This is a genomic window from Eubacterium sp. OM08-24, assembly GCF_003438075.1.
GTDB lineage: Bacteria > Bacillota > Clostridia > Oscillospirales > Acutalibacteraceae > Ruminococcoides.
The window spans coordinates 91,899-106,132 of record NZ_QSTA01000005.1 but is presented as its reverse complement, the minus strand read 5'-3'; the positions used below and the strand labels follow the sequence as shown (position 1 = coordinate 106,132).

Below are 14,234 nucleotides of genomic sequence, written 5' to 3'. Positions count from 1 at the left end.
TTCTTTTCGGCAAACCTTTTACCGCAAGTACAGAGATATCTTCTTTTTTTAATATGAATGAAAACATACTTGCCAAAGGCAGGAATATCCTTGATAACCTGCTCACGATAGTCGTGTATTGTGTTTGTCAGTTTGCCACAGCAAGGACATTTGTGTTTCTTACGCTCAAGTTTGCAATGTATGTGAATAGTGTTGTGATTTTCTTCAACTTTTTCTATTGAAAGCCCTTGCAATCCTGTGAGTTTTTCTGTAAAATATTTGTAGAGCATATTTATTCCTCCGTTCTGGTTTCTTGACAATTCCATTTTAACGGATTTTCGGAAAATATGCTCTACTTTTTTTGAAAATTTTTTAAATTAATTTTGTAGGCTCTTTCCTTACCCCAACATTTAGTATAGAGCCAATATAAATTGATACTATAAGCATTTGCGTGCATTTTTTGCCCTTGCAATTCATTATTTTGGATGAATATTCTGTTACTTTTCTTGCTATTTTGCCAGATCAATTTTATACGCTGTTCCATAATTTAATCCTTATACAGCCGCACACATTAATTAAGCAGAAAAACTCCGAAGTTGAGATATGCTGCGAAGGTTACCCATATTAAATACGGTATTTGCAGCAATGCGGCTGTTTTGCTTATCGGATAAAACATTTTTATCATAAGGATAATCAGCAGCCACAAAATAATTATCCATATAAATGAAAATAAATAGGCGCTCATATTAAAGAAAAATATCGGCCAGAAAAAATTTACAAGCAGCTGTATGCCATATACTATAAGCGCATTGCTCTTTTCAAGTGCGTCACTTCGATATATAATATATGCTGATATTCCCATAAGAATAAAAAGTATTGTCCACACAATAGGAAAGAGGTAGTCGGGTGGGGTGAGCGGCGGTTTGTTTGCACTTTTAAAATCGTCCATTCCCACCATTGTAATTATTCCCGACAATACACCTATTCCAAGACTGATTGCAAGGCTTATTGCAAGCTGCTTGTAATTTACTTTGTGTACGCTTGACATATTTATCACCTCAAAAAAATACTCCTGTTCTATTTTATGAACAGGAGCATTTTTTATTCGGGAATTAGAAAGTAAGGAGAACTAATTAAAGGAGTTTAAAACTTATGAATTTAAAAATTACTGGTAATCGCAAACATTTACCCATGAGAGTAAAAATTCACGCTCTTCTTCTTTGCCCTTAACAGACTGAGAAGCGGCTACAATTGGCAGCCATTCCTGAACATACTGACGAGCTGTATCTGTCTTATCGCAGAAGAGCTTTAAGTATTTTTCAGCAAGATCGTCTTGTTTGTTGAGCTTGAATAAAAGATATGTTCTTGCAGCATCAGCAGAGCCGTTGCCCTGAGTTGCGTGCGACCAGTCGAGAATATACGGTGTGCCGTCAGCAGTAATGATAATATTACTTGGGTTAAAGTCGCCGTGGCAAACCTTTGTATGCTTAGGCATACCGTTTAAGCGTGTAGAAAGCTCATATCTTGTTGTTGCGTCAAGACCTGTTTCTGAAATCTTGCGGAGCATTTTATCTTTTAGCTTGTTGAGCAAAGGAGCTTTCTTTGAGAGAACCTCGATCTGAAGATTTACGAATAACTCAAGATATTCGTCGAGCTTGTCGGGATTTTCTTCCATAAGCTGAGCAAGTGTTTTGCCCTCAATATAGTCGGTAATAATTGCCCACTTGCCGTCAATCTTTGTAACTTCCTGTAATGACGGAATGTTTAATCCTGTTTCCTCTACACGGGCCTGATTGAGTGCCTCGTTGAGTATATCTGATTTTGGGAAAGATTCGTCAAAAACCTTAATGGTCTTATCGCCATCTTTATATATAGCCTTATTCTTTCTTTCGGCAAGAATTGTTTCAAATTTCATAAAAGTCATTCCTTTCAATAAAAACACTAAGCAATTTCTTGTTTGCTTTGGCTATATTATACAACAAGTTTATGCCGAGGTATAGAGGTAAAATAACAGAAGTTTAAAAAAATCTTTGTTTAAATACACAATGGCTTTTTGCTAATTTTGTATGAGTAAATAAAAAATATTATCAAGATTAAGCAAAAAGCACAAAAATTATGTTAAAATATTAACTAAACTATTGACAAATACTTAACAATCCTTTGTGCAAATTGACAAAGTTTTAACGATAAATATTTAACAATGATACTTCCTTTTGTTGCCGCAAATAAACACAACTTATGCGTTAAGGCGCAATTCATTTATTCCTTTTTCCGGCAGATTATGTTATAATATCTGCGGATAGGTGATTTATGTGGATAACGATTATTTGGTTAAGAAAAAGCCGATGTATGCGCTTTTTGTGTTTGCGTTGCCGATTATTATAGGCAATATTTTTCAGCAAACATATACAATGGCGGATTCGGCTATTGTGGGGCGGTTTGTAAGCGAAAAAGCCTTGGCGGCGGTTGGTGCGTCATATTCGCTTACAAATATATTTATTTGCGTGGCAATAGGAGGCGGAATCGGTGCGTCTGTAATAGTCAGCCGATATTTTGGCGCAAAGGATTACAAAAAGACAAAAACAGCCGTTTATACCGCTCTCATCGCATTTACGGCGCTGAGTATTTTTCTCGGAATTATAGGGCTTGTGTTAAGCCGACTTATTCTTATGGCGCTCAACACTCCGCCTGATGTGCTCGATATGGCGGTAGATTATCTGAATATCTATTTTGCAGGCTTGCCGTTTCTATTTATGTATAATGTGCTGTCGGCAATGTTTAATGCGCTCGGAAAATCAAAAATACCTCTGTATTTCTTGATTTTTTCATCTGTGTTCAATGTTGCGCTTGATCTCTTGCTCGTCATAAATTTTGATATGGGAGTGACGGGAGTTGCGTGGGCAACGCTTATTGCGCAGGGTGTTTCTGTTGTGCTTTCGTTTGCCGTACTTGTATGGGAATTTAAAAAGCTGAACATTGGTCATGCAAAATATTTTGAAAAAAGCGAGCTTTTGCCAATGGCAAAAATTGCGTTCCCGTCAATCATACAGCAGTCAACGGTATCTATCGGAATGATGCTTGTGCAGTCGGTTGTAAACGGCTTTGGTTCAGAGGCGTTGGCAGGATATTCCGCCGCAATTCGTGTGGAGTCTCTTTGCATTGTGCCTTTTAACAGCATAAACAATGCGGTGTCTTCCTATACGGCGCAGAATTTGGGCGCAAAAAATGAAAAGCGAGTTATTGAGGGTTACCACGCCGCTAATATTCTTGTAGTTGCTTTTTCTCTCTTGCTCATTATCCTTATAGAGCCGTTTAACAGTCAGATTGTGTCAATGTTCCTTGGTGATGACGGCACAATAACCGCAATGAATACAGGCTGCGGTTACCTCAGCTTTATGGGCTGGTTTTTCTGCTTTATCGGCTTTAAAATGGCAGTTGACGGACTTTTGCGAGGTGCTGGAGATATGAAAATGTTTACAGTCGCAAATTTTGTGAATCTGTTTATCCGAGTATTTGTTGCAATGGCATTTGCACCGATTTTCGGCTTGCAAATGGTATGGATTGCAGTGCCGATCGGTTGGTTTTCAAATTGGGTTATATCCTTTTTGGAGTACAGAACAGGCAAGTGGAAACGCATATATAAAGGATAGCTATATAAGTAATAAAAATATTATATAAAATATAGGTATATGATTTATACAATAAGTCATATGCCTTGCTTTTTTGTTCAAAAATCATTTATACCCTTTGGTCAAGTAAACAAAATTGTTTTTTATTGTTGTAAATAAAATTAGGCAATGATATAATTTTAAATAAAGTTTGAATTTAGGAGTTGATTTTTATGAAAACAAGCAAAAAAATTATAAGTTTGTTGCTTAGTGCAGCTATCATTATGTCTGCCATGGTGATAACAGCTGTTTCGGCGGCTGCCGCAGCAGACGGCTCAGAGGTATATTTTGATAATTCGGTTTTTAATTGGGAAAATGTTTATATTTATGCCTATGGTACAAAAGAGAATGCCAAATGGCCGGGTCAGCCGATGAGCGCAACTGATGACGGACTTTACAAGGCAAGCTTTACTTCAGCATATAAATCAGAAAGCATTATTTTTAATAACGGCAAAGAAAAGGACGAGGGCAAGGAGCAGTATCCAAAGGCAAGCGGACTTTCTTTAAAGGCAGGTCAGTGCAAACTCCTCACAGCCGCAAAGCAGTGGGTAGATTACGGCAAGCCTGATTCTCATGGATACGGAATTGCTTACACAGCCTCCGGTACAAACTTTTCATCAGAATTTTTGCAGGTTCAGCTCGGACTAAAAAATGCCTCAGTAGGATACTATTCTGTTGACGGTTCGGCAAAAAAATCTTATACCGACGGCACAATTATTGAAATAGGCGAGGGTAAAATCGGTAACAGCGAAATTACTCTTGTGCTTACAGCAACAGGCGATGACGGTGTTGAAACCACACAGACTTTCACTTACAACAAAACATTTACAGCAGGCAAAACAACTTTTTCTGCTGACTCGGACGGACACACAACAGCTCCCGAAAGCGGCTATTACGGAACAAACCCGAATATGCAGCTGGGTAAATACAAGACAATTTCTGTTGACGGCGATGTAAGCGATTGGGACAGCTCAATGATTATTGCTCAGGGTACAGCAAACGATGACCCCCGAGTATATATGCCATCTTCAATGCATGAGCAGCCGTGGGACGCATACGCTCTCTATGGCGCATGGGACGATGAAAACCTCTACTTTATGTGGGAAATGGCAAATACAACATACATTACTTCTCCGAGCGATAATTTTGCGGCATCAAATGAGGCTCGCCCTTGGAGAAACAGTATTCCAATGTATATTGCACTTTCAATAGACCCAAGCAAGCAGGCAACAGGCAAGGCAGTAGGCACAAACAAAGACGGCTCTGTTTACACAAATCCGTTTGTATGGGGGTGTGACGGCGGCGTTGCCAGAAATGGCGGTGTAGGCTTTACAACTCACATTGACACACTTGTTGCTTTCGATTCAAACAATTCAAACGGCGGCGCATCAATCTTCAAGGCTGATGTTCAGGATACGGACGGAACATACCTGTTTGATTATGATACAAGAGTTCCGATTGGCGTAACAAACTATCAGGCACAGGATAACCGGAACGGATTCAAAATTAAATTTGCAAACGGCTCAAAGAGCGAAACTCTCTACGGTGTAAGAGAAGTAAAGGACGGCAGAACTTTAGGCGACAACACTGACCCTAACTCAAATTGGGTTGATTTCTTTAAGCTCGGCTACAAGAAAAACTACGGTTATGTTTACGAGGTTGCTATTCCTTACTCTGCACTCGGTATCGACAGAAATTATGTAGAAACTCAGGGCATAGGCGCAATGCAGATTCTCACATACGGTACTTCGGGTATGGATACACTTCCACACGACCCCTCAATGCTTGATGTTGCAGATGTTGAATACAGCTACGATCCTTCTACTTCACACGAAAAAGAGGATATAGACAACATTACAGTTCCGCTTGCAAGACTTGGCAAGCTCCTCCCTGATACACAGGTTCAGGAGGCAGAGTTTGAAGTAAACTTTGGCGCAGACAAGAGCTCATCTCAGCCTGTCGGCACAGCACTTGAGCTTAAAGCAGAGCCGTACAACAACCATGGCAATGTTACTTACGAGTTTGCGGTAAACGGCGCAACTGTAAAGACTTCATCTGACAATACATACAATTTTACAGCAAATAATGCAGGCACATACACATTGTCAGTAAAGGCTGTTGATTCAGACGGCTGTATAGCTGAAAGCACAAAGTCATTCTATATTTCGGACGGCGGCGAGCAGGAAACTATCCTCAAGGGCGATGTAAACCGCAACGGTGTTGTAGATGTAAACGATGTTACACACTTACAGGTTCACATTTCAAACGGCGATAAAAATCCGCTTATTGATGTTACAAACAAGGCTTGGTTTGACGCTGCCGATATGGACGGCGACGGCAACCTTGATATTCTTGACGCAACCGCATTACAGATTTATATCGCATAATTCGTAAAAGTTATAATCATATTCAAAAGGATTGCAGAGCAAAATCTGCAATCCTTTTTTGTGTATACAGGATGTAAGAATAGTGTAAAATTGCCTATATTGTATTGACATATAAGCTATTTGGTGTTAAATTAATATTGAAAATAAGCGGAGGTGAGATTTAATGGACAGTTGTGGTAGTTTTGATCGAAGTATTTATAAAGGTGTTATGGAAATACATAAATACAAAAAGCTGTCCGTTAAATTCTGACAGCTGTATATTGCCTTGCAATTAAATATTATTTCTGTTCCACCGAATACTATTCTATACTGCACAACAATTAATTGTTAGACTGCTATGGATAGCGGTGGTATTTTTATGCCATTTTTTAGGCTGATAGGAGGTAATAGTATGACAGATAAGGTATTAAACAAACCAATTTATGCAGACGAAATCGTAAAAATTTTTAGAAGTGGACTTTCTAAGGATGAGCTTATCAGAAAAATATCTGATTATCATACGGGCGACATTGCAGACGCTTTAGAGAAAATGACAGCGGAAGAAAGAAAAAAGCTGTATCCCGTTTTAGGCGTTGAGCTTGTGGCTGAAATTTTTTCTTATATTGAAAACTCCGAGGAGTATATTAAAGAGATTAACTCTGATAAAGTAGCAAATCTTATTTCGGAAATGGACTCCGACGATGCAGTTGATATTCTTGAAAAGTTGAATGAAAACGACAGAAAAAGAATTGTTGCATTGCTTGATAATGATGCAAAACAAGATGTCCGTATGATTTTGTCTTATGCTGATGATGAAATCGGCAGTGAAATGACAACAAACTATATTGTAATCAGCAAAAATCTTTCTATAAAAGATGCAACTCACGAATTGATTTCTCAAGCAGGTGAGAATGACAATATAAATACGATTTATGCCGTTGATGAAAATAATTGCTTTTACGGCGCAATTGATTTAAAAGATTTAATTATTGCAAGAGATTACCAAAAACTTGATGACCTAATTACAAAATCATACCCGTTTGTAAAGGCGCACGAAAAAATAACGGATTGTATTGAACAGTTAAAGGATTATGCCGAGGACTCTATTCCTGTACTTGATGATAAAAAGCATATTCTCGGAGTTATTACGGCGCATGACATTGTGCAGGTAGTTGATGAAGAAATGGGCGAGGATTACGCAAAACTCGGTGGTTTGACGGCGGAAGAAGACTTGAATGAAACGGTTTTTAAAAGTACTAAGAAAAGACTGCCATGGCTTATTATTTTGCTTTTCCTCGGAATGGGCGTATCGTCTGTTGTTGGAGTTTTTGAAACTGTGGTAGCCGTTATTCCCATTGTAATATGTTTTCAGTCGCTTATATTAGATATGGCAGGCAATGTAGGAACTCAGTCGCTTGCCGTCACAATAAGAGTGCTTATGGATGAAAACCTGACAGCTAAAGACAAAATAAAGCTCACTGTCAAAGAAATGAAAGTCGGCTTTTTAAATGGAGTTTTGCTTGGCACAATGGCATTTGTTTTTGTGGGCCTATACATTTTCTTTATAAAAGCAAATGATATCGGCTACTCGTTCATTGTATCGGGCTGCGTTGGTTTTTCGCTTTTAGCATCTATGGTAATTTCAAGTTTAATCGGCACACTTGTTCCTATGTTTTTTAACAAAATAAAAATTGACCCGGCAGTAGCATCAGGCCCGTTAATTACAACAGTAAATGACCTCGTGGCAGTGGTTACATATTACGGTATGGTGTGGATATTGCTGATAAACATTCTTCACTTAACATAAATTTATGTGGTAACTCAAAAATAAAGTAACTATATTAAGCAAGCAAAGTAAATTAAATCGTTGCTTGCTTTTTCGAGAAAAACAAACATTATAAATTAAACACCGCCCGACATTTAATTATGCCGAGCGGTGTTTTTAGGTTAAATTATTAACGGAATTAATTATTCAAGGTCAAAGAAGTCAAAGTAAATATTTTCATTTACGGTATGTTCAACAGGAGTTGGGGTAGAGGTTGTGATGATGTCCTCGTTGTTTATTTCCTAAATCTCTATTTCAATCTTCTTGTAAGCTAATTTCATTATAAAAGGCTCTCCTTATACAATAATTTATTACATACATTATAATAGCACACATACACCAACAAAACCACAACAGAGAAATGTTTTGAGTATAGAAAATACTGTGGAAATAACAAAATTATTGTGCAATAATTTTAGCGTATTCCATATTTACAACAGGCATTTGCAATGCTATACTTTTGGTGTAATACCAAGGTGTTACAATCTGAAACGGAGATGGTAATAATGAAAACATTTAATTGGGCAACCCTCGGTTGTGGAGTAATTGCGAATGAGCTTGCACAAGCAATGCAGAGCCGTGGTCAAAAGTTGTATTCTGTTGCAAACAGAACCCACGATAAAGCGGTTGCCTTTGCCGAAAAATACGGTATCGAAAAAGTGTACGACAACATTGATGATGTGTTTGACGATGAAAATGTCGATATTATTTACATTTCTACACCGCACAATACACATATCTCTTATTTGAGAAAAGCACTTAAAGCCAAAAAGCATGTGCTTTGTGAGAAGTCTATCACGCTCAACTTTGATGAGCTGAAAGAGGCAATAGATCTTGCAAAGGAAAACAATGTGGTGCTTGCCGAGGCAATGACAATTTACCATATGCCTATATACAAGGCGCTTAACGATAAAATAAAATCGGGCGACTTGGGCGAGCTGAAACTTTTGCAAATGAACTTTGGCAGTTACAAAGAATATAATATGAATAACAGATTTTTTAATAGAAATCTTGCAGGCGGAGCAATGCTCGATATCGGAGTGTATGCGCTTTCTTTTGTAAGATGGTTTATGACCTCTTGCCCAAACGAAGTGCTCTCACAAGTCAAATATGCGCCAACGGGAGTAGATGAACAGGCGGGCATCCTGCTGAAAAACAAAGAGGAAGAGATGGCTTCTGTCATACTTTCGCTCCATGCAAAACAGCCTAAGAGGGGAACTATTGCCTTTGACAAGGGATATGTTGAAATTTTTGAGTATCCGAGAGGAGAAAAGGCGGTAATTACTTACACTGAGGACGGACACACCGAAACTATCTGCGAGGGAGAAACAAAGAATGCCCTGCGTTACGAGGTGGAGGATATGGAGCAGACAGTTGCAGGAAGGGCAGACCTTATGCACCTTGATTTTACAGAAGATGTAATGAAAATAATGACAGATATTCGCAAGGAGTGGGGAATGACCTACCCTGAGGAAGAATAATAATAAATGGTTCTATGATAAATGTTGGGGTAGTAATGCTATCCTAATATCCTAAAAATTTCAACAAACTAAAAAGGCTTCCCCTCAAGGGGGAAGCCTTAATAACTATGTTCTTAACCCCAACTATTGACAAAGAACCCTTTATAACTTTGTCTAACTTTTTGGGGTCAGTTCATTTTTGACAGCCGTTTTTATTATATATTCCAAAAACCGAGTAAAATTGAAAAATAGTGAAAAACACTTCCGGCAATGGTGAACAAGTGCCATATTGAGTGAAAGTATTTTACCTTTTTTATTGCGTAAAATATAATTCCGAGTGTGTAAAATGCTCCGCCGATTATTAAAAATACAAGAGAAATGCTCGGCATAGACGCAATGAGAGGTTTAATTGCAAAGATTATTACCCAACCCATTGCCACATAGCAGAAAATTGACGGGATTCTTGCTTTTTCAAGGTTAATTGAATTCATTACAATTCCGAATATCGCCGCACCCCACACTATGCCGAATAATATCCAACCTACTGCGCCTTGCAGATAGTAAAGAGTAATGGGTGTGTATGTTCCCGCAATCAGCAGAAAAATTGTGTTGTGATCCATTATTCTGAAAAAAGCCTTGGCTTTTTTGTTTGTAAACGAGTGGTAAAGAGTAGACATTGTGTAAAGAATAATAAGAGATGCGCCGTATATGCACGAGCTTACAATTCCCCATACATTGGTGTGGATAACAGACGCAACTATCATTACAACCGTACCTGCGATTGAAAGTCCTGCGCCTACGCCATGCGAAACAGAGTTAAATATTTCTTCGCCGAGCGTGTATTTTCGTTTCTCAGACATTTTATGCCTCCAAGTATTGTTAAATTCTATTTTATTATACATTTTAATTTGATTTTGTTCAATAACCTGTATAATGCAAATTATAAAATTTAAGGCGTTTGGTATTGATTTTCGGCATAACGGTTTTTATTGATTTTTGCAAAAAATATTGAATTATGAAAAAGTTAAATATATAATAAAGATATAATGAAATTGGCGGTGAATTTATGGAAAAGATAAGATTTCTTGAATGTCTTTCAAAGCAATATCCAACCATAGACAGTGCTGCAACCGAGATTATTAATTTGCAGTCAATTTTAAATTTGCCAAAGGGAACAGAGCATTTTTTGTCTGATATTCATGGTGAATACAAGGCTTTTGCCCATGTACTGCGCAACGGCTCGGGTGCTGTGATGAAAAAAATTGACGATGTTTTTGGCGACACCCTTTTTGAAGATCAAAAAGAGGATTTGGCTTCACTCATCTATTATCCGTCAGAAAAGTTGCAGTATGTAAAAAATCAGGGCAAAGCCGACAGCAGCTGGTATCGCACCACCTTATACAGACTCGTGTCTGTGTGCCAGATTGTATCTTCAAAATACACTCGCTCAAAGGTCAGAAAGGCTATGCCTGAAAATTTCAGATATGTTATTGAGGAGCTTATTACCGAGAAAAAAGAGGTTCTAAACAAAAAGGCATATTACGATGAAATTATCAATACTATTATTGAAATCGGCTGTGCGGATGAATTTATTGTAGAAATGTCAAATCTTATTCAGCGGCTTGTTATCGACCATCTGCACATTATCGGGGATATTTACGACAGAGGCTACGGCTCACACTTTGTTATGGACAGCCTGCTCAATTATCACTCTCTTGATATTCAGTGGGGCAATCATGATGTGCTGTGGATGGGCGCTTTTGCAGGGCAGACCGCCTGCATTGCAAATATTGTGCGCACAAGCCTTTTGTACGATAATCTCTCTGTGCTTGAAAACGGATACGGAATAAGTATGATGCCGCTCGTGCTTTTTGCAATGGAAACCTATGCAGATGACCCCTGCGCTCAGTTTACAATTCGCAGTCGCCATGCCAGTGAAATGGATACCCAAACTGTGCTTGCCATGAAAATGCACAAGGCAATTACAATTATACAGTTCAAACTTGAGGGGCAGCTGATTGCAAAACACCACGAGTATAATATGGAAAACAGGCGCTTGCTTGACAAAATTGATGTGCAAAAGGGTACGGTAACTGTTGAGGGCAAGGAATACCCAATGCTTGACCGATATTTTCCGACCATTGATTTTGACAATCTGTATGAGCTTACAAGCGAGGAACAGTCGGTGATTGCAAAGCTGAGCAATTCTTTTGTGAACTGTGCAAAGCTGAAATCGCACATTAATTTACTTTTGCAAAAAGGCAGTCTTTACAAGGTTTGCAATAATAATCTGCTTTTCCATGGCTGTATTCCTATGAACGAGGACGGCAGTTTCAGAAATATAAATCTTTTTGGTGAAGATTTATGCGGAAAAGAACTTTACGATGAACTTGAGCGCTGGGCAAGAAAAGCATTTTTCTCCGTAAATGAGGACGATAAGCGTGTGGGCAGAGATATTCTGTGGTTTTTGTGGAACGGTGCGGATTCTCCGCTTTACGGCAGAGATAAAATGACCACTTTTGAAAGGTATTTTGTTGCAGATGAGAGCACCCATAAAGAGGTTAAAGATGTTTATTACAAGCTCTTTAACGACGAAGAAGTGGTGAACCGAATTTTTAAAATGTTCGGCATAAAGGGCGAGAACGCACATATAATAAACGGTCATGTGCCGATTCACCATACAGAGGGTGAAAGTCCTGTTAAGTGCAACGGCAAGGTGATTATAATTGACGGAGGATTTTCTCAGCCATACCATAAGGTGACGGGAATTGCAGGCTATACGCTGATTTATAATTCCTATGGCTTAATGCTGACGGCGCACGAGCCGTTTAAATCGGTTGATTACACAATCCGCAGCGGCAGAGATATGCAGACCAATCAGGTGGCAACTGAAGTAAGCCAAAAGCGAATACTTGTGGGGGACACCGACAACGGCAAAAAAATCAGAGAGAATATTAAAGATTTAAAAGACCTAATAAAAGCCTACCGTAACGGTACATTAAGACAAAATCAGAAGAATTAAATAAAGCCGAGCTCTTGATGGAGTTCGGCTTTGCTTATACAAAAAATCAGGACATTTTCACATTGAAAATGTCCTGAAAAATTATTAACCCTTTACAGCACCGGCTACAACGCCTTCAATAATGTATTTCTGACAAGCAAAGTAGAAAATAATTATCGGAATAATGCTGAGTACGATGAGCGCCATAATGGCACTTGTATCTGTGTGACCATAACTGCCGTTAAGATACTGAATATGAATAGGAATGGTTTTGTAAAGCGACTTATCAAGAATAAGATAAGGGAGAAGATAGTCGTTCCAGATCCACATTGTTTCGAGAATACCAACCGAAATAAATGTAGGTTTCATAATCGGAAGAACTATGCCGAAGAAAGTTTTTAGCGGACCTGCGCCGTCAACATCGGCCGCCTCCTCAATTTCAATCGGAATAGATTTTACAAATCCCGAGAACATAAACACCGCAAGACCTGCGCCAAAACCAAGATATATAACCAAAATACCAACGGGGTTTGTGAGGTGGAGAATGTCAGCCGTTTTTGAAAGTGTAAACATTACCATCTGGAAAGGTACTACCATTGAGAAAATGCAGAAGTAGTAGATGATTTTGCAGATAATTGAGTTTGATCTCTGCAAATACCATGCACACATTGATGTGCAGAGCAAAATCAGAAATACACCGCCAACGGTAATAAAAAGTGAGCATAAAATTGTTTTCCAAAATGGGAAATTACCAAAGAACATACCTGTAATATAGCTCTTGAGTCCGTAAAAGGTTTCTGCATTTGGCAATGCAAACGGATACTTACTGATGCCTGCATTTGTTTTAAACGAGTTCATAAGAACAATAAAAACAGGTGCAACATAAAATACAGAAATTATTGAAAAAATAACTGTGAGTATTTTCATACCCTTTGTTTGCTTTTTCTTAGGCGGCTTTTCTTTTTTAGCCTTAACTTTTGTTGCAGGAGCAACTTTAGTTGTTTCGTTAGCCATTACTGCTGCACCTCCCTCTTTCTTGTAAAGTAAAGCTGTGCAAGTGCTATAACTACAACGATTACAAAGAAGATTACAGCCTCAGCCTGACCAACACCTCTTGAGTTCTGATTAGCGTAGAATGTGTTGTAAATATTGAGCGCCATCATCTGTGTTTGATAAATCATTGTACCGCTTGTTTCTGATACCACGCCCGGAGCGCCGCCTGTGAGGGCAAGGTTCTGGTCAAACAATTTAAATGAGTTTGTAAGTGTAAGGAATGTACAAATTGTAATTGATGGAGCCATCATTGGAAGAGTTACATTTGTAAGTAACTGCTTTTTGTTTGCACCGTCTATTTTTGCCGCCTCATAAAGGTCTGACGGAACACTTTGGAAACCGGCTATGTAAATAATCATCATATATCCTGCTTGTTGCCAGCACATAAGAATTATAAGTCCCCAAAAGCCAAATCTTGCGTCAAGCACAAGGTTTGTGCCGAAATTCTGCAAAATACCGTCAAAAATAAGTTTCCAAATGTAACCGAGAATAATACCGCCAATAAGGTTTGGCATAAAGAAAACGGTTCTGAAAACATTTGAGCCTCTTATGCCAAGCGTAAGAGCATAGGCGACAAAGAAAGCGATTGCGTTAATGAGAATTACCGATACTACCACAAAAAGTGCGGTAAACCAGAATGAGCGGATAAACGATTCGTTCTGAAAAGCTTTTATGTAGTTGTCAAAACCTACCCAGGTTGCATTACTTGTTGTACGGAATTTACAGAACGAAAGGTATATGCCCTGAAAGAATGGGTATATAAAGCCGATCATAAAAGCAATAAGAGTAGGCACAACAAAAACAAGAAAATATATTTTTCTGCTGCGTTTTTTAAACATATTTTTACCTTTCTGTCAAAAAAACAGGGAAGACGATGCCGCC

The 14,234-nt window shown here is 38.5% G+C and carries 11 protein-coding genes; 5 read left to right on the top strand and 6 right to left on the bottom strand.

Annotated features, from left to right (window positions below):
- The 3 genes from DXC23_RS09015 to DXC23_RS09000 form a co-directional block, all read right to left on the bottom strand.
- A partial coding sequence (locus DXC23_RS09015; RefSeq protein WP_199523062.1) for a transposase family protein occupies positions 1-269 on the bottom strand: 269 nt, incomplete at its 3' end.
- A 281-nt stretch (positions 270-550) separates the two neighbouring features.
- Positions 551-1,027: a TspO/MBR family protein gene (locus DXC23_RS09005; protein ID WP_117705782.1), complete on the bottom strand. Its 477-nt coding sequence runs from the start codon at positions 1,025-1,027 to the stop codon at positions 551-553.
- A gap of 117 nt (positions 1,028-1,144) precedes the next feature.
- Positions 1,145-1,894 carry a phosphotransferase gene (locus tag DXC23_RS09000; protein WP_117705781.1) on the bottom strand — a complete coding sequence of 250 codons (750 nt, stop codon included), beginning with the start codon at positions 1,892-1,894 and terminating at the stop codon, positions 1,145-1,147.
- Between the two features lie 397 nt (positions 1,895-2,291).
- Here DXC23_RS09000 and DXC23_RS08995 point away from each other — a divergent pair, with 397 nt between their 5' ends.
- From DXC23_RS08995 to DXC23_RS08980, 4 genes are all read left to right on the top strand, one after another.
- Positions 2,292-3,629 (top strand): MATE family efflux transporter, encoded by a 1,338-nt coding sequence (locus tag DXC23_RS08995; RefSeq protein WP_242997468.1) that lies wholly within the window; start codon positions 2,292-2,294, stop codon positions 3,627-3,629.
- Between the two features lie 191 nt (positions 3,630-3,820).
- Positions 3,821-6,034, top strand: a complete 2,214-nt coding sequence (locus DXC23_RS08990; RefSeq protein WP_117705780.1) for a starch-binding protein — start codon at positions 3,821-3,823, stop codon at positions 6,032-6,034.
- Positions 6,035-6,425: 391 nt separating this feature from the next.
- Entirely contained in the window at positions 6,426-7,820 is a 1,395-nt protein-coding gene (gene mgtE / locus DXC23_RS08985) for a magnesium transporter (RefSeq protein WP_117705779.1), read from the top strand.
- Positions 7,821-8,344: 524 nt separating this feature from the next.
- Positions 8,345-9,319, top strand: coding sequence for a Gfo/Idh/MocA family oxidoreductase (locus DXC23_RS08980; RefSeq protein WP_117705778.1), 975 nt, complete (start codon positions 8,345-8,347; stop codon positions 9,317-9,319).
- 194 nt (positions 9,320-9,513) lie between these two features.
- Here the strand turns inward: DXC23_RS08980 and DXC23_RS08975 are convergent, their stop codons facing one another.
- Positions 9,514-10,158, bottom strand: a complete 645-nt coding sequence (locus DXC23_RS08975; RefSeq protein ID WP_199523061.1) for a hemolysin III family protein — start codon at positions 10,156-10,158, stop codon at positions 9,514-9,516.
- Positions 10,159-10,364: 206 nt separating this feature from the next.
- On the opposite strand from DXC23_RS08975, the gene DXC23_RS08970 reads away from it, so the two are divergent.
- Positions 10,365-12,320 (top strand): fructose-1,6-bisphosphatase, encoded by a 1,956-nt coding sequence (locus DXC23_RS08970; RefSeq protein ID WP_117705776.1) that lies wholly within the window; start codon positions 10,365-10,367, stop codon positions 12,318-12,320.
- Between the two features lie 84 nt (positions 12,321-12,404).
- Here DXC23_RS08970 and DXC23_RS08965 read toward each other — a convergent pair whose 3' ends face one another.
- Entirely contained in the window at positions 12,405-13,226 is an 822-nt protein-coding gene (locus DXC23_RS08965) for a carbohydrate ABC transporter permease (protein ID WP_117705787.1), read from the bottom strand.
- An 86-nt stretch (positions 13,227-13,312) separates the two neighbouring features.
- Positions 13,313-14,191 carry a sugar ABC transporter permease gene (locus DXC23_RS08960; protein ID WP_117705775.1) on the bottom strand — a complete coding sequence of 293 codons (879 nt, stop codon included), beginning with the start codon at positions 14,189-14,191 and terminating at the stop codon, positions 13,313-13,315.
- Positions 14,192-14,234: the final 43 nt, after the last annotated feature.

Bases quoted from the DNA above. Each gene is read 5' to 3' on its own strand.
- DXC23_RS08960 (WP_117705775.1), bottom strand. From the start codon at position 14,191: ATGTTTAAAAAACGCAGCAGAAAAATATATTTTCTTGTTTTTGTTGTG.
- DXC23_RS09005 (WP_117705782.1), bottom strand. From the start codon at position 1,027: ATGTCAAGCGTACACAAAGTAAATTACAAGCAGCTTGCAATAAGCCTT.
- DXC23_RS08965 (WP_117705787.1), bottom strand. From the start codon at position 13,226: ATGAAAATACTCACAGTTATTTTTTCAATAATTTCTGTATTTTATGTT.
- DXC23_RS08975 (WP_199523061.1), bottom strand. From the start codon at position 10,158: ATGTCTGAGAAACGAAAATACACGCTCGGCGAAGAAATATTTAACTCT.
- mgtE (WP_117705779.1), top strand. From the start codon at position 6,426: ATGACAGATAAGGTATTAAACAAACCAATTTATGCAGACGAAATCGTA.
- DXC23_RS08990 (WP_117705780.1), top strand. From the start codon at position 3,821: ATGAAAACAAGCAAAAAAATTATAAGTTTGTTGCTTAGTGCAGCTATC.
- DXC23_RS09000 (WP_117705781.1), bottom strand. From the start codon at position 1,894: ATGAAATTTGAAACAATTCTTGCCGAAAGAAAGAATAAGGCTATATAT.
- DXC23_RS08970 (WP_117705776.1), top strand. From the start codon at position 10,365: ATGGAAAAGATAAGATTTCTTGAATGTCTTTCAAAGCAATATCCAACC.
- DXC23_RS08980 (WP_117705778.1), top strand. From the start codon at position 8,345: ATGAAAACATTTAATTGGGCAACCCTCGGTTGTGGAGTAATTGCGAAT.